The 21430-nt window shown below is 63.5% G+C and carries 19 protein-coding genes; 12 read left to right on the top strand and 7 right to left on the bottom strand.

The annotated features are described in order from the left end of the window. Positions 1 to 310: 310 nt before the first annotated feature. Genes KIO74_RS22895 through KIO74_RS22885 form a run of 3 tightly spaced genes read left to right on the top strand, consistent with a single transcriptional unit; the run spans position 311 to position 4711 of the window. Complete coding sequence (locus KIO74_RS22895; RefSeq protein WP_283772198.1) at positions 311 to 2110, top strand: PHA/PHB synthase family protein; 1800 nt, start codon at positions 311 to 313, stop codon at positions 2108 to 2110. 19 nt (positions 2111 to 2129) lie between these two features. After that, entirely contained in the window at positions 2130 to 3524 is a 1395-nt protein-coding gene (locus KIO74_RS22890; protein WP_213337046.1) for a bifunctional enoyl-CoA hydratase/phosphate acetyltransferase, read from the top strand. Continuing rightward, a complete protein-coding gene (locus KIO74_RS22885; RefSeq protein WP_213337043.1) occupies positions 3521 to 4711 on the top strand; it encodes an acetate/propionate family kinase in 1191 nt (396 codons plus the stop codon). The genes KIO74_RS22890 and KIO74_RS22885 overlap by 4 nt, the downstream gene beginning before the upstream one ends. A gap of 34 nt (positions 4712 to 4745) precedes the next feature. Here KIO74_RS22885 and KIO74_RS22880 read toward each other — a convergent pair whose 3' ends face one another. Further along, positions 4746 to 5186: a DUF983 domain-containing protein gene (locus KIO74_RS22880; protein ID WP_502762126.1), complete on the bottom strand. Its 441-nt coding sequence runs from the start codon at positions 5184 to 5186 to the stop codon at positions 4746 to 4748. Positions 5187 to 5643: 457 nt separating this feature from the next. Here KIO74_RS22880 and KIO74_RS22875 point away from each other — a divergent pair, with 457 nt between their 5' ends. The 4 genes from KIO74_RS22875 (at position 5644) to KIO74_RS22860 (ending at position 9098) form a co-directional block, all read left to right on the top strand. Further along, a complete protein-coding gene (locus KIO74_RS22875; protein ID WP_213337041.1) occupies positions 5644 to 6819 on the top strand; it encodes a Gfo/Idh/MocA family protein in 1176 nt (391 codons plus the stop codon). A gap of 59 nt (positions 6820 to 6878) precedes the next feature. After that, positions 6879 to 7922 carry an NAD(P)-dependent oxidoreductase gene (locus tag KIO74_RS22870; RefSeq protein ID WP_213337039.1) on the top strand — a complete coding sequence of 348 codons (1044 nt, stop codon included), beginning with the start codon at positions 6879 to 6881 and terminating at the stop codon, positions 7920 to 7922. 593 nt (positions 7923 to 8515) lie between these two features. Beyond that, on the top strand, positions 8516 to 8794 hold the full coding sequence (locus KIO74_RS22865) for a hypothetical protein (RefSeq protein ID WP_213337037.1): 279 nt from the start codon (positions 8516 to 8518) through the stop codon (positions 8792 to 8794). Continuing rightward, entirely contained in the window at positions 8784 to 9098 is a 315-nt protein-coding gene (locus KIO74_RS22860) for a hypothetical protein (RefSeq protein ID WP_213337034.1), read from the top strand. The genes KIO74_RS22865 and KIO74_RS22860 overlap by 11 nt, the downstream gene beginning before the upstream one ends. 165 nt (positions 9099 to 9263) lie before the next feature. On the opposite strand, the gene KIO74_RS22855 is transcribed toward KIO74_RS22860, so the two are convergent. The 4 genes from KIO74_RS22855 to KIO74_RS22840 form a co-directional block, all read right to left on the bottom strand. Further along, complete coding sequence (locus tag KIO74_RS22855; RefSeq protein ID WP_249731443.1) at positions 9264 to 9782, bottom strand: gluconokinase; 519 nt, start codon at positions 9780 to 9782, stop codon at positions 9264 to 9266. After that, complete coding sequence (locus tag KIO74_RS22850) at positions 9769 to 10536, bottom strand: SDR family oxidoreductase (RefSeq protein WP_213339152.1); 768 nt, start codon at positions 10534 to 10536, stop codon at positions 9769 to 9771. The genes KIO74_RS22855 and KIO74_RS22850 overlap by 14 nt, the downstream gene beginning before the upstream one ends. A 114-nt stretch (positions 10537 to 10650) precedes the next feature. Next, complete coding sequence (gene gnd / locus KIO74_RS22845) at positions 10651 to 12066, bottom strand: NADP-dependent phosphogluconate dehydrogenase (RefSeq protein ID WP_249731442.1); 1416 nt, start codon at positions 12064 to 12066, stop codon at positions 10651 to 10653. A gap of 112 nt (positions 12067 to 12178) precedes the next feature. Next, positions 12179 to 13225, bottom strand: coding sequence for an L-idonate 5-dehydrogenase (locus KIO74_RS22840; RefSeq protein ID WP_213337029.1), 1047 nt, complete (start codon positions 13223 to 13225; stop codon positions 12179 to 12181). A gap of 96 nt (positions 13226 to 13321) precedes the next feature. Between KIO74_RS22840 and KIO74_RS22835 the strand changes: the two genes are divergently transcribed. From KIO74_RS22835 to KIO74_RS22815, 5 genes are all read left to right on the top strand, one after another. After that, a complete protein-coding gene (locus KIO74_RS22835; RefSeq protein WP_213337026.1) occupies positions 13322 to 13567 on the top strand; it encodes a hypothetical protein in 246 nt (81 codons plus the stop codon). A gap of 53 nt (positions 13568 to 13620) precedes the next feature. Further along, positions 13621 to 14874, top strand: a complete 1254-nt coding sequence (locus KIO74_RS22830; RefSeq protein ID WP_213337023.1) for an MFS transporter — start codon at positions 13621 to 13623, stop codon at positions 14872 to 14874. After that, positions 14871 to 15371, top strand: a complete 501-nt coding sequence (locus KIO74_RS22825) for a peptide deformylase (RefSeq protein ID WP_213337020.1) — start codon at positions 14871 to 14873, stop codon at positions 15369 to 15371. Before KIO74_RS22830 ends, KIO74_RS22825 begins: the two co-directional genes overlap by 4 nt. A 122-nt stretch (positions 15372 to 15493) precedes the next feature. After that, positions 15494 to 16780, top strand: coding sequence for an efflux RND transporter periplasmic adaptor subunit (locus KIO74_RS22820; protein WP_213337017.1), 1287 nt, complete (start codon positions 15494 to 15496; stop codon positions 16778 to 16780). A 43-nt stretch (positions 16781 to 16823) separates the two neighbouring features. After that, a complete protein-coding gene (locus KIO74_RS22815; RefSeq protein WP_213337015.1) occupies positions 16824 to 19943 on the top strand; it encodes a multidrug efflux RND transporter permease subunit in 3120 nt (1039 codons plus the stop codon). Positions 19944 to 19996: 53 nt separating this feature from the next. Here the strand turns inward: KIO74_RS22815 and KIO74_RS22810 are convergent, their stop codons facing one another. Both KIO74_RS22810 and KIO74_RS22805 read right to left on the bottom strand, forming a co-directional pair. Beyond that, a complete protein-coding gene (locus KIO74_RS22810; RefSeq protein WP_213337013.1) occupies positions 19997 to 20419 on the bottom strand; it encodes a GtrA family protein in 423 nt (140 codons plus the stop codon). Positions 20420 to 20427: 8 nt separating this feature from the next. Then, positions 20428 to 21366 (bottom strand): glycosyltransferase family 2 protein, encoded by a 939-nt coding sequence (locus KIO74_RS22805; RefSeq protein ID WP_213337010.1) that lies wholly within the window; start codon positions 21364 to 21366, stop codon positions 20428 to 20430. Positions 21367 to 21430 lie beyond the last annotated feature (64 nt).

The following is a 21430-nucleotide window of genomic DNA, read 5'->3' as shown; positions in this document are numbered from 1 at the left end:
CGCCTGCCCGCGCCTTGGCTTTTGTGAAGCTGGCCCGGAGGGCGGGTTGACAGCGCTGCCTTCCACCCGAATGCTTCGCTATCCAAAGCAATTCCCGTTGCCGGATTGATCAAGATCAAGCCTGTGAGAAGCTGACGCGCTACGGTTCGTCATCAAAAGAACCTCGTTTTTGCGAATTGTTTTCCTGTGATTGGTAGGTAATGCCGTGGAAAAAGATGGTACCTTGAGAAGCGAGCCCCGCGCGCGCGCCGTTGAGGCGCCGGTGAAGGACATCAGCCAGGTCATGCCTTTTCCGGCGCAGCCCTCCTCGATGCGGGCAAAGACGCAAGCCGTGCCTCCGGCTTCCACCGCCGTCCCCCGCGCGCTCAATCAACCCGATGGAGGTGGGGACGAGGCCTTCAAGGCCTTCGACCGCATGCGCGAGGCGCTGACGGCGCAGATGACCGGGGGCCTGTCGCCGGCGGCGATGGCGCTGGCCCTGTTCGATTGGTCTATCCATCTGGCTCATGCGCCGGGCAAGCAAGCCGAGCTTTTGACGAAGGCTGTCCGGAAGGCCACCCGCTTCGCGGGTTATGTGTCCATTGCGAGCCATGATACCGAGACACCGCCTTGCATCGAGCCTCTGCCCGGCGACAACCGTTTCGCGGGCGAGGCTTGGCAGAAGCCTCCCTTCAACTTCCTGGTCCAGGCCTTCCTGCTCAATCAACAGTGGTGGCACAACGTCACGCGCGACGTGCCCGGCGTCACTCCGCACCATGAGGATGTCGTCTCATTCACGGCGCGGCAGCTCCTCGATGTGGCGTCTCCTTCGAACAATATTTTCACCAATCCGGAGGTCATCGCCAAATCCTGGCAGACTGCGGGCCTGAATTTCGTGGAGGGTTGCAGGAACTGGCTGGACGATGTCAGCCGCCTCGCCACCGGCCGGCCCGCCGCCGGCACAGAGAATTTCGTCGTTGGGCGGGATGTCGCCGTGACGCCGGGCGAAGTTGTCTTCCGCAACCATCTCATCGAGCTCATCCAGTACAAGCCGACGGCAGAGGATGTTTTTGCTGAACCTGTGCTGATCGTGCCTGCCTGGATCATGAAATACTACATTCTTGATCTTTCGCCACATAACTCGCTTATCAGTTATCTGGTGGGGCGTGGTCATACGGTGTTCTGCGTGTCCTGGCGCAACCCGGATGCGGGCGATCGTCATCTGGGGCTTGACGATTATCGCCGTCAGGGTGTGATGGCGGCGCTTGACGCGGTGAATGCCATCGTTCCGAGCGTGAAGATGCACGCGACCGGATATTGCCTTGGCGGCACGCTGCTGTCGATCGCGGCGGCGGCTATGGCGCGCGCGGGCGACGATCGGCTCGCGTCCGTCACGCTTCTCGCGGCGCAGACCGATTTCAGCGAACCGGGGGAACTCGCGCTGTTCATCGACCACAGCCAGATGCATTTCCTGGACAGCATGATGTGGAATCGCGGCTATCTCGCCGCGGACCAGATGGCGGGGGCATTCCAGCTGCTGCGCTCCAATGATCTCATCTGGTCGCGTCTGGTGCATGACTACCTCATGGGCGAGCGCCCCCCTATGATCGACCTGATGGCCTGGAACGCGGATTCCACGCGCATGCCTTACCGCATGCATGCGGAGTATCTGCAGAAGCTCTATCTCGACAATGAGCTTGCGGCTGGACGCTTCATGGTGGATGGCCGGCCGGCGGCCCTTCAGAATATCCGCGCACCGATCTTCGCGGTGGGGACAGAGCGGGACCATGTCGCCCCTTGGCGCTCCGTCTATAAGATCCACTATCTCACAGATACCGATGTGACATTCGTTTTGACCAGTGGTGGTCACAACGCCGGTATCGTGAGCGAGCCTGGCCGTCCGCGCCGCCGTTTTCGCGCGGGGGAGAAGAAGGCGACGGATGTCTGCCTGAGCGCCGACGAATGGGCCGAGGCGGCTTCGCCCCAGGAAGGGTCGTGGTGGCTGGCCTGGGGAGATTGGCTAGCGCGGCATTCCACATCGACGCGTGTCGCTCCACCATCCATGGGCGCTGAGAACAAGGGTTACAGGCCCCTCGCCGCCGCGCCCGGCTCCTATGTCCAACAGAGGTGATGCTGACGTGGACGACACCATGCTCAAGAACCGAACGTTCGATGAACTCACGGTGGGTGAGAGCGCCTCGCTGACGCGCGTCGTCGGCCGCGATGACATCGATCTGTTCGCCACCGTGTCAGGTGATGTCAATCCGGCCCATCTCGACACCGCTTTCGCGGCGTCGGATCGGTTCGGTCATATCGTCGTACACGGCATGTGGACGGGAGCCCTGGTCTCGGCCTTGCTCGGTACCAAATTGCCGGGTCCGGGAACGATTTATCTCGGACAGGACCTCAAGTTCTGTCATCCCGTGGTTCCGGGCGACGCCATCACCGTCACGGCCACGGTGCAGGAAAAACACGCAGATAAACACATCGTACGCCTCGACACCCGCTGCACGAACCAGAAGGGCGAAGAGGTGCTGACAGGCACGGCGACCGTGATCGCGCCGCAGGTCTCGGTCAGCTGGCCGCGAACAAAGCTGCCGGACGTCACGTTGCGCCGCCATGATCGCTATGAGGCCTTCGTGCAGGCGGCACGCGATCTGCCGCCGTTGCGGACCGCGATCGTGCATCCCTGCTCGGCGGAAGCGCTCAATGCCGCCATTGAGGCTCGTGATGAGGGCCTGCTCGATCCGATCCTGGTCGGGCCTGAGGGCAAGATCCGTGCTGTCGCGGCGGCGGCCAACATATCGCTCGCTGAACTGGCTATAGAGCCGGTTGCGCATAGCCACGCGGCGGCCGCCCGGGCTGTAGAACTCGCGGTTGCCGGCAAGGTGGCCGCCTTGATGAAGGGCAGCCTGCATACGGACGAACTGCTCGGCGCCGTTGTCCACCCAAACTCCGGCTTACGGACGGAGCGGCGTATCAGCCATGTCTATGCCATGGACGTGCCAGCCTATGGAAAGCCGCTGATCGTCACCGATGCGGCGATCAATATCCAGCCGACGCTCGAGCACAAGCGTGACATCTGCCAGAACGCGGTGGACCTTCTGCGAACCCTTGGCATCGCCGAACCGAAGGTCGCGGTGCTCGCGGCCGTTGAAACCGTCAACGCGGCCATGCCCTCGACGCTCGACGCTGCTGCCCTCACGGTCATGGCGGCGCGTGGTCAGATCGTTGGCGCTTGCGTGGATGGTCCACTCGCCTTCGACAACGCGATCAATCCGGAAGCGGCCCGAACGAAGGGGATCGTCTCGCCGGTGGCGGGGCAGGCGGATATCCTCCTGGTACCGGATCTCGAGGCCGGCAATATGCTCGCCAAGCAACTCATCTATTTCGGAGGCGCGGACGCTGCGGGCCTCGTGCTCGGGGCGCGTGTGCCGATCATTCTGACAAGCCGTTCAGATTCACTCAAGGTACGCATCGCTTCCGCCGCGCTGGCGAAGCTCGTTTCCGCAGGCCGTGCCATCGTGAAAGAGGGGCCGCGATGAGTGATCCGCTATTGCTCACGTTCAATGCCGGTTCGTCGACGGTCAAGATCGGGCTGTTCAGACGCATCGACGGACGCTGCCTGCGGATCGGCAAGGGGACCATCGATTTTCGGCGAAGGCCTCTCACGTTTCATCTCACCGAAGGGCCGGCGGTCGCGGATGTGACACTCGCGGCAGCGCCCGAGGGGCCGCTTGAGGACGTGCTGGCTGAAACCTTCCGGGGGCTCGCGCAGCACTTCGACATGGGTGCGGTGACCGCTGTCGCCCATCGCGTCGTGCATGGCGGCGACACCTTTTCGCGTGCGGTGCTAATCGATGATACGGCACTGGACGGGATCGCGGCCTTGACGCCCCTTGCGCCGCTGCACCAGCCACAATGTGTGCGGTTGATCCGCGCCATCCGCCAACTGCATCCGGCGCTGCCGCAGACGGCTTCATTCGATACGGCCTTTCACGGCAGCCAGAGCGACGTGGTGCGCCGCTTCGCCCTGCCGCGGATGCTGCACGATGCGGGCGTCAAGCGCTACGGATTCCATGGGCTATCCTACGCTTTCATCGCGCGGGAACTTGCGCGGGTCGCGCCTGCGGCTGCCAAGGGCAAGGTCGTCGCGGCTCATCTCGGCAGCGGTGCGAGCCTCTGTGCGCTCGACGGCGGCGTCAGTCGCGATACGAGCATGGGCTTCTCCACCCTCGACGGCATCCCGATGGCGACCCGTTGCGGGGCGCTCGATCCGGGCGTGATCCTGTATCTCCTCGAGGATGGGTCGCGGAGCCTCGCTGCGGTGAATGACATCCTCTACAAGCAATCCGGGTTGCTTGGCATGTCCGGGATCAGCGCGGATAGCCGGGAATTGCTGGCGAGCGACAGGCCGGAGGCTCGGGAGGCGCTGGAGGTTTTCGCGTTCCGGATCGCGGGAGAGATCGCGCGCCTTGCGGCCACGCTCGGCGGTCTTGACGCAGTAGTCTTCACCGCTGGCGTTGGTGAGAACCAGCCATGGGTGCGTGCGGCAGTCGCCGCGCGTCTTGAATGGCTCGGCCTGGCGCTCGACGGGGAAGCGAATGCGGCGAACGCCGTACGCGTGAGCGCCGCCATGAGCCGCGTGGCGGCCTTCGTGATCCCCACGGATGAGGAGCAGGTTATTGCTGACGAAGCGGAGAGCGTCCTGGCCGCGACCACTCGAGCCTAGCGCCAGGAGCAGGCGCCGACCCTGAGTGAAACGATCAGCGACTGCCCGCTTGTGGCTTGGGTTCGGCGGGAGGATATTCATCCGGCCGGGCAAGCCGGCCTTCCTCCGCCTTGAAGAAGAACTGGCTTGCGACGAGCCAGCCCTTGAGTGGCCGCAGCGGGAGTATACAGAAGAGGAGCAATACCGGCAGGGTTGTGAACAGATGCACCCACCACGGCGCCTCGTAGGCCGTCTCGATCCATAGCCCGAACATGACGGCAGGGATGCAGACGAACATCATGACGAAAAAGGCCGGGCCATCGGCGGGATCGGCGAACTTATAGTCGAGCCCGCACACCTCGCATTCCCGCGCCAGCGTCAGGAACCCGTTGAACAGATGGCCTTGTCCGCAGCGCGGACAGCGTCCGCGCAATCCCGTGCTCACGGGCGGCAGCGGCGGCCACTGCTCATTCTTCTCCATCACGTTGCTGGACATCGCAGGTTCCTCGATACGGGGAGGCCGACTCTTCACGCTAGTCTGTATGCGCAATGTATGCATACATAGTTCAAGGTTCAAGGGCTGAAGCGCGCTGTTGTCGCCGTCACAGGTGATCCCGGAAAGCCAAAATCCAGTGATACTATAGCTGTGAAGCACGACGCGCGTCCATACATTTAGAAAATTGTATGGATAAAAGCCCATCGGCTCTATGAGGCCGATCGTCGCGCGCACGCGTGGGCTCGATGACGAACCAGGCGCCGGTCGCGCCGAGCTGGCTGCGCGCCCGAGGCTCCAAAGTCAGGACTTTGTGAGTCACGTGTGATGCTTCATCGTGGCGGATGAGGAGGTGTAATCCTGACCGTCTCGGGATCCCTCCAGCTTCTTGTCCGTCACTGACGAGGCTGTCGCCATGAATCCTCCTGTCATGAATCCTCCTGTCATGAATCCTCCTGTCATGAATCCAGTCATTCAACTGCTTGGTCGCCGTTTACGTCTTGGCCTCATCGGCGGGGGAGGCTCCTCGCTGATCGGGCCGGTGCATCGTATCGCTGCCCGGTTCGACGATGGATTTGAATTGGTCGCCGGCGTCCTGTCTTCCCAGTCCGACCGAGCGGTCGGGCAGGCGGAAGCGCTCGGCCTGCCGCGGGGCTACAGCGATGTGGCGACCATGCTTGCGGTGGAGGCAGGGCTGCCGGATGGCATCGACGCTGTTGCGATCATGACGCCTAACGATAGTCACGCGGAGTTCGTGGGACTGGCGCTGGATGCCGGCCTTGATGTGATCTGCGACAAGCCCCTGACCAATGATCTGGCCTCGGCGCGGGCGCTTCTCACGAAGGCGCGCGAACGCGGCCTGATCGTCTGCCTCACGCATAACTATTCGGGCTACCCGATGCTGCGGGAAGCGAAAAGCGCGGTTGCGGCCGGGGAGCTCGGTCCCCTGCGCCTCGTGCAGGCCAACTACGTACAGGGGTCGCTCGGCTCGCATGTTGAAGCCAATCCTGGCGCCATGACGGATCGCCTGCGCTGGCGTCTTGACCCGGCGCGCGGCGGGTTGAGCCATGTGCTCGGCGATATCGGCACCCACGCCCATCAGATGCTGACGTTCGTGACCGGGCGAAGGGTCGAGGCCGTGCTGGCGGATGTCGGTGCGGTCATTCCGGGCCGCAAGGCCCACGACACGGCGTCGGTGATCCTGCGGCTGGAGGGCGGCGCGCGCGGCGTGATGTTCGTGACCAAGGCGGCCACCGGTGCTGAGAACGCCCTGACCCTGGAAGCCTATGGGGAGGAGGGGGGACTTGCCTGGGCACAGGCCAGCGCCAACGAGCTGCGCGTCATGCGCAATGCGCGGCCCGCGGAAGTGCGAACGCGTGGCCTGCCAACGCTGCATCCCTACAGCCGCCAGGCCGCACGCCTGCCGCCAGGACATCCCGAAGCGTTTTTTGAAGCCTTCGCCAATATCTACCGCGATTTCGCATCGCTCGTCGCGGCTCGTCGCGCGGGTCGTGAGCCGGACAGTTTCGCCCGGATGGCGCCGACGGCGGCGGACGGCGCCGAAGGGCTCGCTTTCATCGAGGCCTGCCTTGTCTCGACTGCGAGCGGGACCTGGGCGCCGGTTCCGCGCGTCTGACCCATTGGGGTGACAAAGCAGCGGATCGCCAAGAGACGACACAGCAATGGGAGGACGTCGTGACAAAGCCGCTAGTGCTTCTTGATCCTTTTCCGCGCCAGCGAGAACGTATCTTCAATCCAGCACAATGGGAGCGGCTCTCGGCAATGGCCGAGATCATCGAGGACAAGCATGCGCCCATAGCCGACAGCCTGATCGAGGCTATGCTTCCCGAGGCCGTCGCCATCATCGGGCAGACAGCGCTGCCAACGGATCGCGTGGAGCGCGCCGGAAAACTTCGGGCCGTCCTGAACGTTGAAGGCAATTTCTACCAGAACATCGACTATCACGCCTGTCTGACGCGCGGCATCTCGGTGCTCTCCATCGCGCCGGCTTTTGCCGTGCCGGTGGCAGAAATGGTGCTGGCGCTGGCGCTTGATCTCGCGCGCGGCGTCACGGCGGCTGACAGTGCGGTGCGCGCCGGTACGGAACGCTACGGCCTTTCTGGCAATCCGGATGCCTTGCTCATCAGCGAGGCGCGGGTGGGGCTGATCGGATATGGCAACATCGGGCGGGCGCTGCGCCGTCTGTTGAGCGGCTTCGCGGCCGACATCCAGGTCTATGATCCCTGGCTGCCGGATAGTGTTTTGCGCGCCGAGCAGATGCGCCCCACGGATCTCGATACGGTGCTGTCCACCTCACAGTTCCTTTTCATTCTGGCTGGCGTCACGTCGGACAATCAAGGCTTCCTGGGCCGAGAGGCACTCGCGCGCATCGCGCGCGACAGCGTGGTTGTGCTTGGCAGCCGCGCGGGCGTGGTCGATTTTGAAGCCTTTGTGGAACTTGCCAATGCGGGGCGCTTTCGTGCTGCAACGGATGTGTTTCCGGCCGAGCCGATCGCCGGCGATGACCCCGTGCGTCAGAGCAGGCTGTTGCTGTCGCCCCATCGCGCGGGTGGCATTCCCGCCGCAATGGAGACGATCGGCGAGATGGTAATCGACGATCTCGGCCTCATCCTGCGCGGATTGCCGTCACAGCGCATGCAGCCGGCTCGCTGGGAGACTGTCTTCAAAATGCGCAGCCCGCCGGCACGCGGTGGCCATGCGCCGGATGAGAACGACTGAGGCCACGCATTGTGGGCACAGCGGCCAAAGTTGGAAGCAGGATGTGTCGGAGCGGCTGGCAAGCTGGCCGATACGTCCTGACGCCTGCGACGGGGCCTGCCCACGGCATGGCTATCATAATCGGCATTGCCGCTCTCTTGTCGTGATAGAGATTCGGCTTGGGAGGCATGAACGGCGAGCAACACATTGCGCTTATCGCAAAGATTAGAGAAATAATAATTTATGATGCGTGAATATTTCGATGTATTTTGCATGTGTCGCGACTTGCGGAAAATCGAATCGTCCCTTATGAGTGTGGCCGGTCAAGCGGGGCAAGCATTGGTGAGTGAAGCCAGTGTGACGCCAAACTGAAGCCTCCGGTACGACTCGGGTAGACGTGTGTATCGCTTTCGATTTATTCTTGATCAGCAATTTCTGGAAATATTTAAGTTTAGAAATTTTTGAAATCTAGACTGGAGTGGATTGGAATATTTCGAGAGAGCACGGAAATACAGATTCACGCCGGTGCAATTTTTGAAATAGGGACTTGGCGGCAATCCAGCACGCGGGACAGTGTTTTTGGGGCGAGCCGCTAGTCGGGATCGAGGGTCGATATGAGCGTTATTCGTGAGCGCGATGTGGCGGCGGTCGTTGGGCGGGTCGACCGGCTGATCGTTGAGGAGTTGTTGCGAACGGGAGCAACCAGTCTCGAGCTTAAATGTGCCTATGCCTTCGTCAAAGGGCCCGCCAATGCGAGCGCGCGGGCTTATGACGTGCTGTCACGGCGGATGCAACGGCTGGTCGATCTCCTGACGGTTGGGTTGTTTGACGCCGCGGATGCCTCGTCGTCCGTCGCGTCGCGTGAGGAAAGGGCCGGGTATCGTGCTGCGTAACACATCTTCGGAGGACATAAGCTTCTATGAAGTCGAGCTGCGCCAGGCGGTCATGACAGCGTTCTGCAACGTGCTGCACGGCAGCCGTCTGCCTCCGATGACTGTCCTGAGCATGGCGGCTGAAGCACTGGGCTCAGTCTACAAGGAAATCTACGATGCTCATCGTGGCGACAATGCGTGTCCTTGCGGTTGGCAACCAGATCCGCGAGTGGATATCGCGATGCTGCAGACGGCTTTGGCGATGACAGCCCGGATTTTACCAGAACCGGATCTCCGCCGGATGGCGACGGTCGGTCGCGCCTGAGCGCCGCGCGGCTCCGACGGGATGACGTCGCCTTCGTCTTGCCCTAGGCTGCGTTCCAATCGTCGATCCGGCGCATGGGATGGCGGATCGGAACCTGGACATAGATGGTCACGGGCTGTCGAGGCCCATCATCATTTTCAAGGCGCTTGACTGAACGCGGCAGGCTTATGCTTGCGCCAGACGTGCGACGACCTTGTCGACCAATACTTCAGGCGGTTCGGTGCCATCGAGGGTCAGCACGCTCTCATCCGTGTCAGGCAATTCGAGAGCGGCGAACTGGCTGTCGAGCAGCGATGGCGGCATATAGTGGTCCGTCCGGCGCTTCATCCGTTCCGCGATCATGTCGCGGTCACCGACCTGGTGGACGAAGAGAATGCCGGGGCAGCCTTCACGCAGGCGATCCCGATAACGCCGCTTGAGCGCCGAGCAGGCGAGCGCGACCGAGCGGCCTTCCGCGATCGAGTCATGCAGGAGTTCCGCGAGCCGGTCGAGCCAGGGCGCGCGGTCGTCATCGTTCAGCGGGATGCCGGCCGACATCTTGGCGACATTGGCCGGCGGATGGAAATCGTCGGCGTCGTAGAACGCAAGCCCGAAGCGCTCGGCGAGGGCAAGGCCGAGGGTTGTCTTGCCGCTGCCGGCGACACCCATCAGCACGATGGCGATAGGGGGATCAGAGCGTCGCAAGGACGCCTCCATCGACGTAAAGGATCTGGCCATTCACGAAATTCGATGCGTTGGAGGCGAGGAAAATGGCCGCGCCCTGCAATTCCTCGACCTTGCCCCAGCGGCCGGCCGGTGTGCGCGTCTTCAGCCAGGCGTCAAAATCGGGATTGGCGACGAGGGCGGCGTTGAGCGGTGTGTCAAAATAGCCTGGGCCGATCGCGTTGATCTGCAGGCCATGACGTGCCCAATCCGTGCACATGCCACGCGTCAGGTTCTTCACGGCCCCCTTGGACGCGGTATAGGGCGCGATGGAATAGCGGGCGGCCTCGCTTTGCAGGCTGGCGATATTGATGATCTTGCCGCGCTTGCGCGGGATCATATGCCGGGCCACCGCCTGGCTGACGTAGAAGACGCTGTCGAGATTGGCGCGCATAAGTTCATGCCAGGTCTCGACGGGGTAGTCCTCAAGTGGTGTGCGCCGCTGGATCCCGGCATTGTTGACGAGGATGTCGAGCGGGCCGACGTCACGCTCGACGGCCTCGATGCCGGCGACCACCGCTTTCTGGTCTGTGACATCGAAGAGCGCGGTCGCGACGGTCAGGCCTTCGCCGCGGAGGCGCTCCGCGGCGGCCTCGAGGCGGGTGGCGTCACGGCCGTTGATGACGATATGCGCGCCGGCGCCTCCAAGTCCCTGCGCCAGGGCATAGCCGATGCCCTGGCCGGCGCCGGTGATGAGCGCGATTCGCCCTGACAGATCAAACAGTTGAAGACTCATGCCGTTGCAGCCCCGTGACGTTCCACCATTGGCGATCCGCAGTACTGAGCGGTCTTGATCATCGCGCATTGCATCGCCCCGGTAGGGGGCGACGCCATGGACCCGTGTCTGCTGTCAGACCGGTGGCCATTCGTGATGGAATACCCCATCCCGGTCGAGCCGGCGGAAGGTGTGGGCGCCAAACAGATCGCGCTGCGCCTGGATCAAGTTGGCAGTGCCCCGCGGCCGCCGCAGGTCGTCGAAATAGGCGAGCGCGGCGGAGAGAGCGGGCACCGGGATGCCGGCGAGCGCGGCTTCAGCCACGACGCGGCGCAACGCGCCCTGGCCCGCCTTAACACGCTGCACGAATTCAGGAACCTGCAGCAGGTTTTCCGGTGCCTCGCTGGCATCGAAGGCGCGCGTGATATCGTCGAGGAAGCGCGAGCGGATGATGCAGCCGGCGCGCCAGATCTCGGCGATCTTGCCGAGTGGCAGATCCCACCCGAAGGTCTTGGAGGCCTCCTGCATGATGACGAAGCCTTGCGCATAGGCAATGATCTTGGCCGTTTCCAAGGCCTTTTCGAGCGCGTCGAGGTCAACGCCGGACAGCTTGTCAGCCGGGCCGAGGTCGTAGATCGCGCCGGTTCGGGCGCGTTCGGCGCGATGGGCGGAGATGATGCGCGCAGAGACCGCGGCTTCGAGCGTCGTGGCGCTGACGGCGAGCTTCTGCGCTTCGATTACCGCCCAGCGGCCGGTGCCCTTCTGGCCGGCTTCGTCGACGATGACATCGACCATCGGCTTGTCCGTGTCGGGATCGATTTCGGCAAGCGTGACGCCGGAGATTTCGATAAGATAGGAGGAGAGGCCGCCCTCGTTCCACCGCGTGAAGACCTTTGCCGCCTCGGCTGCCTGAAGGCCCAGGCCGTCGCGCATGATGCCGTAGACCTCGGCGATCATCTCCATATCGGCATATTCGATACCGTTGTGGATGGTCTTGACGAAATGGCCGGCGCCATCCGTGCCCATATGGGCCACGCAGGGCACGCCCTGATATTTGGCGGCGATGCGCTCCAGGATAGGGCCGATGATGGCATAAACGTCGGCATCACCGCCGGCCATGATCGACGGTCCATGGCGGGCGCCGAGTTCGCCGCCCGAGACGCCCATGCCGACGAAGCGGATGGGGCTATCCTTCAGCGCGGCGGCGCGGCGGCGCGTGTCGTTGAAATCGGCGTTGCCAGCGTCGATGACAATGTCGCCTTTGTCGAGGAGGGGCTCGAGCGCGGCGATCTGCTCGTCGACGGCAGAGCCCGCCTGCACCATCAGGATGACGATCCGAGGGGTCGCGAGCGCGGCGACAAAACCTTTGAGACTATCGGTCGGAACCAGGGACTTGGCGAGCGCCGGGTTGGCGTCCACGAGTTCCTGCGCCTTGATCGTGGTGCGGTTGAAGAGCGCGACGGTCTGCCCGCCCTGATCCGCCAGGTTGAGGGCGAGATTGGCGCCCATGGTCCCGAGACCGAGAACGCCTACTGTTGCCTTTGTCGTCATATCTCGTTCCTGTTTCGCGCGAAGGCGGGGTTTGTGCCCTGAATACAGCAGGGCCGTCTCGCGATACACCGTTCCTGCCGATAGGGCAGGGGCCGAGGTTGAGAGCCGTCGTCTATGTGAAAGCCAACTGAACCTTGACGGCGCGCGAGCGGTCAAGCGCCAGGTTGAAGGCCTCATTCGCCTCCCGGAAGGGGATCGTGGCGGTAAGCAGCGGTTTTACGTCGATCAGCCCACGATTCATCAGCTCAACCGCCAGATTGAACTCGGAATCGAAACGGAACGTCCCACGTAGCTGCAGCTCCTTGGCCACGATGACATTGATGGGAAGTGTCATATCACCACCAAGCCCAAGCTGGACGATGACGGCGCCGGGACGCAGCGCGGTCAAGGCACCGACCAGGGCCGACTGGTGTCCGGAGGCTTCGAACAGCACGTCGAAGCTGCCCTTATCGGCGCCGTAGGCCTCCAGAGCGTCGGGCTCGGCTGCGATATTGATGGCGCGCGAGGCGCCGACCTGGCGCGCGATCGTCAGCGGGAAATCGCTGACATCCGTCACGACGATTTCGGCCGCGCCCGCATAGCGCGCCACGATCACCGTCAACATGCCGATCGGCCCGCAGCCGGTGACGAGGACGCGCTTGCCCATCAGCGGCCCGGCTTGGCGGGCCCCATGCAAGCAGACCGACAGGGGCTCCCCCATCGCGGCCTCACCCATGGTTACGGTGTCAGCGATCGGCACGGCTTGCTCTGCCTTCACCGTCAGGCTCTGCCGAAAACCGCCCTGGGCATGGGGGAAACGCATGGCGCTGCCGAGAAAATGCATGTCGAGGCACTGCCGCTGGGCGCCTTCGCGGCAATATTTGCAGACGCCGCAGGGGCGGCTGGGGTTGACGGCGACGCGCGTGCCGACAGCGAGATGGCTGACGCCGGCGCCGAGCTCCACCACCGTTCCGGCAATCTCATGACCGAGAACCATCGGCTCCTTGATCCGGATCGTGCCGAAGCCGCCATGGCTGAAATAGTGCATGTCGGATCCGCAGATGCCGCCCGCCTCGATACCGATGCGCACTTCGCCGGCGGCCGGCGCGACCGCCGCGACCGCCTCGACGCGCAGATCCTTCGGTGCATGAACGACAACGCCCAGTGGTGAAGACGACATGTGTTTCCTCGAACAAATCTCGTGGGCGAACAATGCCCGCCTATTGCTGCGTACGATTCTATATCGGCTCCTGCCCTGTCCGTCATGATCTCCATCATGCGTGGCATTGCCGTTGTTCTACGCCCCGTTTCGTGGCAACTCCAAGGATACAACAACCTCATCCATCACTTTTTTGCACAGATGGAAACGCGATGCCGCCATCGGCGCGGGCAATGGAGCTTGCCGTTCGCCGTCGCGGCGGTTATCCACGGCAAAAAGGGCACTGGCACTGCGGTGGGTTTTTCCTTGGTCGAAAGCTCGATCCCGATCCATTCGCCGGCATACGGCGTGACTGCGCGGTGAACAGACGCGAGGCACCGCCGGATCAAGCTCCCGGCGCATCGGATCAAAGCACGGTGCCCGTGACATTCGTCGCCCGCGTCCAGAAGCACTTCTTTTACGGCTGGATCATCGTGGCCGCAGGTTTCTGCGCCCAGATGATCACCAGCATCTCCATGCAGGGGCTCGCCATCTATGCCCAGCCGTTGCGTCACGAGTTCGGCTGGACGGCGGCGCAGATGTCGTTCGGCCGCTCGATCCAGACGGTCGATACGCTTCTGGGCCCCCTGGGAGGTGCTCTCGTCGACCGCTTTGGTGCCAAGCGACTGATGGTGGCGGGCACGGTCCTCTATTGCGCTGCCTTTGCCCTTTTCGGCACCATGGATTCGCTGGTCGGCTTCTACGTCGCCTGCCTGAGCATGGGGCTCGCCAATAGTCTGATCGGACTGCTCACGGTCAGCCAGCTCGTCAACAGCTGGTTTTCTGCCCGCCGCTCCACCGCCATGGGGCTCGCCGTGGCGGGGTTCGCGGTGGCGGGCTTCGTCGCGCTTCCATTGATCGTCTTGGCTGAAAGCCATGTCGGCTGGCGCCTCACCGCCATCGGCACCGGCTTTGCGATCGTCGGTTTTGGCCTGCCAGTCATGCTTCTTGTCCGCAGCCACCCGGAGGCGCTTGGTCTCAGTCCTGACGGGCAGCCTGTTCCGGCGACGGGGCCTCATCCTTCGAAGCCTTCTGGATCGCAGGGCCTTTCATTGCGCCAGGCGCTCGCGACACATTCATTCTGGTTTGTCACGGCCGCCATGGCGTTCTCGAATTTCCATCAGGCGGCGCTGCTGGTGCATCTCTTTCCCTATCTCGAAGGGGTGTCGGGCCGCGCTGTCGCGACCCTCTTTCTCGCCGAGGTGAATGTCTTCAACCTCGCCGGCCGCATCTTTGGCGGCATGCTAGGCGATCTCGCGCCCAAGCGTGTCCTTCTCGGCACCAATGTGGTCGCGGCGGCCGTTGCGCTTATGATTCTGGCGGCTTCGCCCAGCGTGATCGCCATCGCGATCTTCGCCGCGATCTTCGGCTTCGCCTGGGGTACCCGCACGGCCGTATCGAGTGCCCTGATCGGCGAATATTTCGGCCGCCGTTCCTACGGCAAGATCGCCGGCATCGTGCAGACCTTCGCGGCGATCGTCACGATCATCAGCCCGGTCGCCGTCGGGCTCATGCTCGATGCCTCGGTAGCCTATGGACAGGTCTTCATCGCGCTCGCCGTTTTGACCGCCCTGTCCGGTCTGTTCTTCTTCCTCGCCCACAAGCCACAGCCAAGGGGAGCGACGTCATGACGGCGCGTGCCATCCTGCGTTACCCCGATCCGCGGCTGCGCGACATCGCGCAAGCGGTCGTCGTCTTCGATGGCGCGCTGCGTGAACTGGCGGAGGATGTCGCCGATACGCTCGAAGCGGCCGCCGGCCTCGGCCTCACCGCACCCCATATCGGGCTTCTCCAACGGGTCGTGGCGATCAGGATGCCGGGGGACCGGGCCGCCCGCATCTATGTCAATCCGGAGATCACGGAGATCTCCGATAAGCTCATGCGCCACGAGGAAGGCAGCCTTTCCATGCCGGGCGTCACCGCCGAGGTGGAGCGACCGCGCGCGGTGGTGTGTCGATATCAAGACCTCGAAGGCAGTGAACGGATCGAGAGGGCAGAGGACCTCCTCGCGATCTGCCTGCAGCATGAGATCGACCAGCTCAATGGCGTCTTCTGGCTTCAGCGGCTGTCGCGCCTGAAGCGCGACCGGCTGATCAAGCAGTACGACAAACTGCAAAAGCGTGGCTGAGCGCAGCTTCGTGATTGTCATCGTGAACGAACCCGACGACATGGACGCGAGTTAATCTTGCAGGCCACTGTCGCGCCACAAATCGGGAACGATGCTGCAGGGCTGTCATCCGCGAGGGGCTCATGTCCTCGTTTCGACGTCCTGGTTCGTCGCGAACCGTCATTGTCCTTGCAACGCTCGGCTCCGTGGCGATCGGGACGGCTGTAGCGTTTCTCACGTTGCCCGCGCGCTCGCAAAGCGACGTCCCTACGCCTCCGCTGCAGGCGGCGGTCCCCGTGACGGCGACACGCGTGATAAGGCGCGATGTGCCTTTGACCCTGACGGGCCTGGGCACAGTCCAGGCGTCCCAGACGGTCAATGTCCGTACACGGGTCGATGGCACGCTCCAGGATGTGACTTTCAGGGAGGGGCAGCATGTGAAGGCGGGGGATGTTCTCGCCCGGCTTGACCCGCGCCTGGCGGAAGCTGCCCTCGCGCAGGCTCGCGCCAGCAAGGCGAAGGATACGGCCCAGTTGCGTAGCGCCCAGGCGGACCTATCCCGCTCACTCGCGCTCGCCAGCAAGGATTTCGCCAGCAAGCAGCAGCTCGACCAGCAACAGGCCACGGTCGATCAGTTGAAAGCGACGATTGATGCGGACCAAGCTGCGATCGACAGCGCGGCGACCAATCTTGACTATATGACGATAACCGCGCCCACGAGCGGGCGGATGGGGATCCGACAGGCGGATGCCGGAAACGTCGTCCATCCATCCGATGTCCTGCCGATGGGGATCCTTGCGACCTTGAAGCCGGTCGCGGTGCTGTTCACGCTGCCGGAGAAGAACCTCGATGCGATGCAGGCGGCCATGCGTTCGGGGCCTGTGCCGATCACGGCGATCGATGAGTCGGGTGCCGTTCTTGGAACAGGCCGGGTCACCGTGATCGATAACCGAATCGATCCCACGACCGCCACGCTGCGCCTTAAGGCGGAGTTTCCCAACGACGACGAGCGCCTGTGGCCGGGCGCGTTCGTCCATGTCACGGTGACCGTATCCACCCTGAAGAACGCCCTGACCGTGCCGGACGCGGCCGTCCAGCGCGGCCCGGACGGGCTCTATGCCTGGGTGGTCGACGGGGATGGCATAGCCCAGATGCGGCCGATCCAAACCGGCGCGACAGAGGGGGATCTGACGGTCGTGACCTCTGGGCTCGGCGACGGGAATCAGGTCGTGACCGCAGGGCAGTATCGCCTGCGACCGCGCGTTCATGTGGCGGTGAGCCCGCCGGGCGGAAACACGGTTGCCTCTCGCAAGGGCTCTTCCGCACAAAACCCTGTGACAGAGACAATCGGGTCAGTCAGCCAGGACGCGTCCCAAGGCCGAGGTTCGCTGCAAAACCAAGGTGTCTCGCAAGGTCAAGATACCCGCTGAGGCCTGCCCGCCCAAGGCAGCCGCTCCGGGTTGGGAGAGATCCATGAATATCTCCGCCCCCTTCATCACACGCCCGGTCATGACGACGCTGCTGATGGCGGCTGTCCTCATGTTGGGGGTTGTCGCCTATCCGCTCCTGCCCGTGGCGCCGCTCCCGCAGATCGATTTTCCGACGATCCAAATATCGGCCCGCCTGCCGGGCGCGAGCCCCGACGTCATGGCATCCTCGGTCGCCGCGCCGCTGGAGCGCCAGTTCGGTCAGATCGCCGGCATCACCCAGATGACCTCGACGAGCACGCTCGGCTCCACCTCGATCACCATTCAGTTCGCGCTCGATCGCAACATCGATGCGGCCGCGCAGGACGTGCAGGCCGCGATCACGGCCGCCCAGCGGCAATTGCCGGATGATCTCACGTCCCCGCCGAGCTACCGCAAGGTCAACCCCGCGGATAGCCCCATCATGATCCTGGCGGCGCATTCCGATACGCTGCCGCTGACCGATGTCGACGATGCCGCCGACAATGTGTTGGCGCAGCGGCTGTCACAGGTGGAGGGCGTGTCGCAAGTTGTCATCGGGGGCGAGCAGAAGCCGGCCATCCGCGTCCAGGTCGACCCCGCCAAGCTCGCCGGCACCGGCCTCACCTTGGAGGATGTGCACGCCACGCTCGCCAACGCCACGGCTGAGGCGCCGAAGGGCGTGGTGAACGGCGCGGTGCGCAGTTTCACGATCGCCGCCAACGACCAGATCACCAAGCCGGAAGACTATGACGACGTCATTCTGGCCTATCGCGAGGGCGCGCCCATTCGTGTCCGGGACGTTGGCCATGCGGTGGTCGGCCCAGAGAACACCGATGTCGCCGCCTGGCAGAACGACCGCCGCGCTGTCGTGCTGCTGGTGTTCAAGCAACCCGGCGCCAATGTTATCGCGACGATCGATGCCATCAAGGCAACGCTGCCCCTCCTCGACAACGTGCTGCCGGCGGGCATCAAGGTCGATACGGTCGTCGATCGCTCGGTGACGATCCGCGCTTCTGTCGCCGACGTCCAGTTCACCCTTGTGCTGACGATCGCGCTGGTCGTGCTAGTCATCCTGCTGTTCCTGCGCAATCTGCGCGCGACCGCCATCCCGGCCGTGGTCGTGCCCTTGTCTTTCGCGGGCAGCGCGGCCGTGATGTACGCGCTCGGCTTCAGCATCGACAATCTGTCGCTGATGGCACTGACCATCGCTGTCGGCTTCGTCGTCGACGATGCGATCGTCGTGGTCGAGAACATCGTGCGGCACATGGAGGACGGACAGGACGCCTTCACCGCCGCGATGAGCGGAGCGCGGGAAATCGGCTTCACGGTGCTGTCCATCAGCTTGTCGTTGGTCGCGGTGTTCATTCCGCTGCTCCTGATGGGGGGTATCGTCGGGCGGCTGTTCCGCGAATTCGCGTTGACCGTGACAGCTGCGATCGCCGTGTCGGTGTTCATCTCACTGACCCTGACACCGATGCTCTGCTCGCGTTTTCTCAAGCCGCCGAGCCATACGCACGGTCGGCTCTACCGGCTGATCGAAGGCGGCTTCGACGCTATCCTGGGGTTCTACATCAGCACGCTCGATATCGCTTTGCGGTATCGGCGGGTGACGCTCACCATCTTTTTTCTGACCCTCGGGCTTACCGGCTGGCTGTTCGTCGCCATACCGAAGGGTTTCTTCCCCACTCAGGATACTGGCCTCATCATGGGATTGTCGGAGGCGGCTCAGGATGTCTCGCCTGAGGAGATGAAGCGCCTGCAGCAGGAACTCGGCGCCGTGATCGCGCAGGATCCGGCGGTCGCCGCCTTCGGCTCCGTGCTTGGCGCGGGCGGCGCCAATACCACCAACAACGGGCGCTTCTTCATTGCATTGAAGCCGCGTGACGAGCGGGACGCATCCGCCGCGCAGGTCATCAACCGGCTGCGGCCGAAGCTTGGAGACGTCGCCGGCGCGGCGGTGTTTCTCCAGCCGGCGCAAGATATCACCGTCGGAGGCCGAGTCTCGCGCGCGCTCTACCAGTACACGCTGACCGACGTCGATCTCGCCGAGCTCGATACCTGGGCACCGAAGCTTCTGGCACGGCTCAGGCAATTGCCGGAACTCACCGATGTGTCGAGCGACCAGCAAGGCAACGCGCCGCAACTCAGGGTGATCATCGATCGCGACCGGGCCGCGCGCTTCGGCATCCAGCCGGCGCTGATCGATGCGACATTGAATGACGCCTTCGGCCAGCAGAAGGTGACGCAGTATTTTACCCAGCTGAACTCCTATTCCGTCATCCTGGAGGCCAAACCTGATCTGCTGGGCCACATCGCGACCCTCGACCAGATCTACGTGAAATCGCCGGCCTCGGGGCAGGCCATTCCGCTGTCGACTTTCGTTACTCTCGATGCAAAGGGCGTCGGGCCGCTCTCTGTTTCGCATCAGGCCCAGTTTCCCGCCGTGACCCTGTCCTTCAACCTGAAGCCGGGCGTCTCTCTTGGCGATGCGGTCAATGCCATCAACACGGCGGCCCGTTCAATCGGCGCGCCATCTACGCTGACGGGTGGCTTCCAGGGCAACGCGCAGGCCTTCCAAAGCGCGCTGGCAAGCGAGCCGGCCCTCATCGCGGCCGCGCTCTTTGCTGTCTATGTCATTCTTGGCATGCTCTACGAGAGCTTCGTCCACCCCCTCACCATCCTCTCCACCTTGCCTTCAGCAGGTGTCGGCGCCCTGCTCGCCCTTTGGGCCGGTGGGTTCGACCTCTCCGTCATCGGCATCATCGGGATCATCCTTCTCATCGGCATCGTGAAGAAGAACGGGATCCTGCTGGTGGATTTCGCGATCGTCGGCGAAAGGCAGAACGGTCTGTCCGCGGAAGAGGCCATCCGCGAGGCCTGCCGGCTGCGTTTCCGCCCGATCCTCATGACGACGATGGCGGCGCTCCTCGCGGGCGTGCCGCTGATGCTCGGCAATGGCACGGGTTCGGAGCTCAGGCAGCCCCTCGGCTATGCGATGGTCGGCGGCCTGCTGCTCAGCCAGCTGCTGACGCTCTATACGACACCGGTCGTCTATCTCTACCTCGCACGCTTGCAAGGCCGGTTCTCCCGCAGGCGTCAGGCGCGACCGAAGGTACTGCCGGCTGAGGCGCGCAACAGTGCCTAGCGCGCATGGGCGGTTGGGCGCCTAAAGCCGCCCATGCAACGCCCTCGGAGGGCTCAGGAGCGCTTGGCCGCATTCCTGAAGACGACATGGTTGTAGAGCAGGAAATTTGACACAAGACCCGCGCCGACGCCGGCCGCGAGCGCGATGAAGGGAAAGACGCCCTCGCGCCCCAGCATCGCGATAACGACGAGATAGAGGCCGATGTTGATCGCGCCTGAAAAGAGGGTGGCGAGGCCATAGAGCGCGAGTTCAACGCCCTGGCCGCGGGCCCGGTCCCGCTGCCTGGCGAAGGCGAGGCTGCGGTTGAGCACCCATGTCGTCAGCATGGCGGCCGTGAAGGAGATGGCGCGGGCGGAAAGCGCCGAGAGCTCCCACCTGTTCAGGCCCATCCACAACAGGCCGGCATCGACGAGAAAGCCGATACCGCCAGCGACGAGAAAGGCTGCAACCTTTGTTGCGCTCTCCCTGGTCAGCATTGCCTCGATCACCGACGTCTGGCCGCGGGCGCGGGCAGGCCGAGATAGCTGAGCAGCTTGAACTCGCGGCGCGCGCGGGCGACGCTGTCGAGGACGAGCCCGGCCGTCAACGCCAGAAGTGATGAGATGACCAGACCGGTCGCCAGCAGGGCGGTCGGCAGCCTTGGCACGAGGCCGGTTTCCGCGAAGGTGACGACGACCGGCACGCCAAGTGCGATGGCAACGAGTGCGAGAATGGCGGCGACAGCCGCGAAGAATTGCAGGGGCTTCTCATCGCGGATGAGATGGCTGATCAACCAGATGATGCGGAAACCGTCGCGATAGGTGCGCAGCTTGCTCTCTGATCCCTCACCGCGCTCACGATAAGGGGTCTTTATTTCCGCGACGGGCAGGCCAAGCTCGAGCACGTGAATGAGAAGCTCCGTCTCGATTTCGAAGCCGCTGCTCTTGATCGGGAAGGATTTCACCATGCGCCGGGACAGAGCCTTGTAGCCCGAGAGCATGTCATTGTTGCGCTTGCCGAAGATCATGCTGACGAGCGCCGACAGCATCTTGTTGCCGAACTTGTGGCCGGCCCGGAACGCGGCCTCGTTCGTGGGCACGCGCGCGCCGTTCACGAGATCACAATTGTCCTTGAGGACAAGCTCGACGAGCCTGGGAGCCGAGGCGGCATCATAGGTGTCGTCGCCGTCGACGATCACATAGACGTCTGCATCGACATCGGCGAACATGCGGCGGACCACGAAACCTTTGCCCTGCCGGGGCTCGGTTCGCACGATGGCGCCCGCCGCTGTTGCGATGGCGACGGTATCGTCCGTGGAGTTGTTGTCGTAAACGAAAATGTCGGCTTGCGGCAGGCTTGCGCGAAAGTCCCTGACGACCGCATCGATCGACGCCGCCTCGTTATAGCAGGGGACCAAAACCGCGATGCGTGGTTCGGATGACATGCTCACCTGATCTTCATTGCGCGACGCTCTCAAGAAGGCCGAACGACGCCCGTTTCACCGTTCA

The organism is Chelatococcus sp. HY11, from assembly GCF_018398335.1.
Classification (GTDB): Bacteria; Pseudomonadota; Alphaproteobacteria; order Rhizobiales; family Beijerinckiaceae; genus Chelatococcus.
The sequence above is the reverse complement of the archived record's forward strand: the minus strand, read 5'-3'. Positions and strand labels throughout refer to the sequence as shown.

Coding starts and splice junctions, on each gene's coding strand:
- KIO74_RS22895 (WP_283772198.1), top strand. CDS start 311: ATGCGGGCAAAGACGCAAGCCGTGCCTCCGGCTTCCACCGCCGTCCCC.
- KIO74_RS22890 (WP_213337046.1), top strand. CDS start 2,130: ATGCTCAAGAACCGAACGTTCGATGAACTCACGGTGGGTGAGAGCGCC.
- KIO74_RS22885 (WP_213337043.1), top strand. CDS start 3,521: ATGAGTGATCCGCTATTGCTCACGTTCAATGCCGGTTCGTCGACGGTC.
- KIO74_RS22880 (WP_502762126.1), bottom strand. CDS start 5,186: ATGTCCAGCAACGTGATGGAGAAGAATGAGCAGTGGCCGCCGCTGCCG.
- KIO74_RS22875 (WP_213337041.1), top strand. CDS start 5,644: ATGAATCCAGTCATTCAACTGCTTGGTCGCCGTTTACGTCTTGGCCTC.
- KIO74_RS22865 (WP_213337037.1), top strand. CDS start 8,516: ATGAGCGTTATTCGTGAGCGCGATGTGGCGGCGGTCGTTGGGCGGGTC.
- KIO74_RS22850 (WP_213339152.1), bottom strand. CDS start 10,536: ATGAGTCTTCAACTGTTTGATCTGTCAGGGCGAATCGCGCTCATCACC.
- gnd (WP_249731442.1), bottom strand. CDS start 12,066: ATGACGACAAAGGCAACAGTAGGCGTTCTCGGTCTCGGGACCATGGGC.
- KIO74_RS22840 (WP_213337029.1), bottom strand. CDS start 13,225: ATGTCGTCTTCACCACTGGGCGTTGTCGTTCATGCACCGAAGGATCTG.
- KIO74_RS22835 (WP_213337026.1), top strand. CDS start 13,322: ATGCGTGGCATTGCCGTTGTTCTACGCCCCGTTTCGTGGCAACTCCAA.
- KIO74_RS22825 (WP_213337020.1), top strand. CDS start 14,871: ATGACGGCGCGTGCCATCCTGCGTTACCCCGATCCGCGGCTGCGCGAC.
- KIO74_RS22820 (WP_213337017.1), top strand. CDS start 15,494: ATGTCCTCGTTTCGACGTCCTGGTTCGTCGCGAACCGTCATTGTCCTT.
- KIO74_RS22815 (WP_213337015.1), top strand. CDS start 16,824: ATGAATATCTCCGCCCCCTTCATCACACGCCCGGTCATGACGACGCTG.
- KIO74_RS22810 (WP_213337013.1), bottom strand. CDS start 20,419: ATGCTGACCAGGGAGAGCGCAACAAAGGTTGCAGCCTTTCTCGTCGCT.
- KIO74_RS22805 (WP_213337010.1), bottom strand. CDS start 21,366: ATGTCATCCGAACCACGCATCGCGGTTTTGGTCCCCTGCTATAACGAG.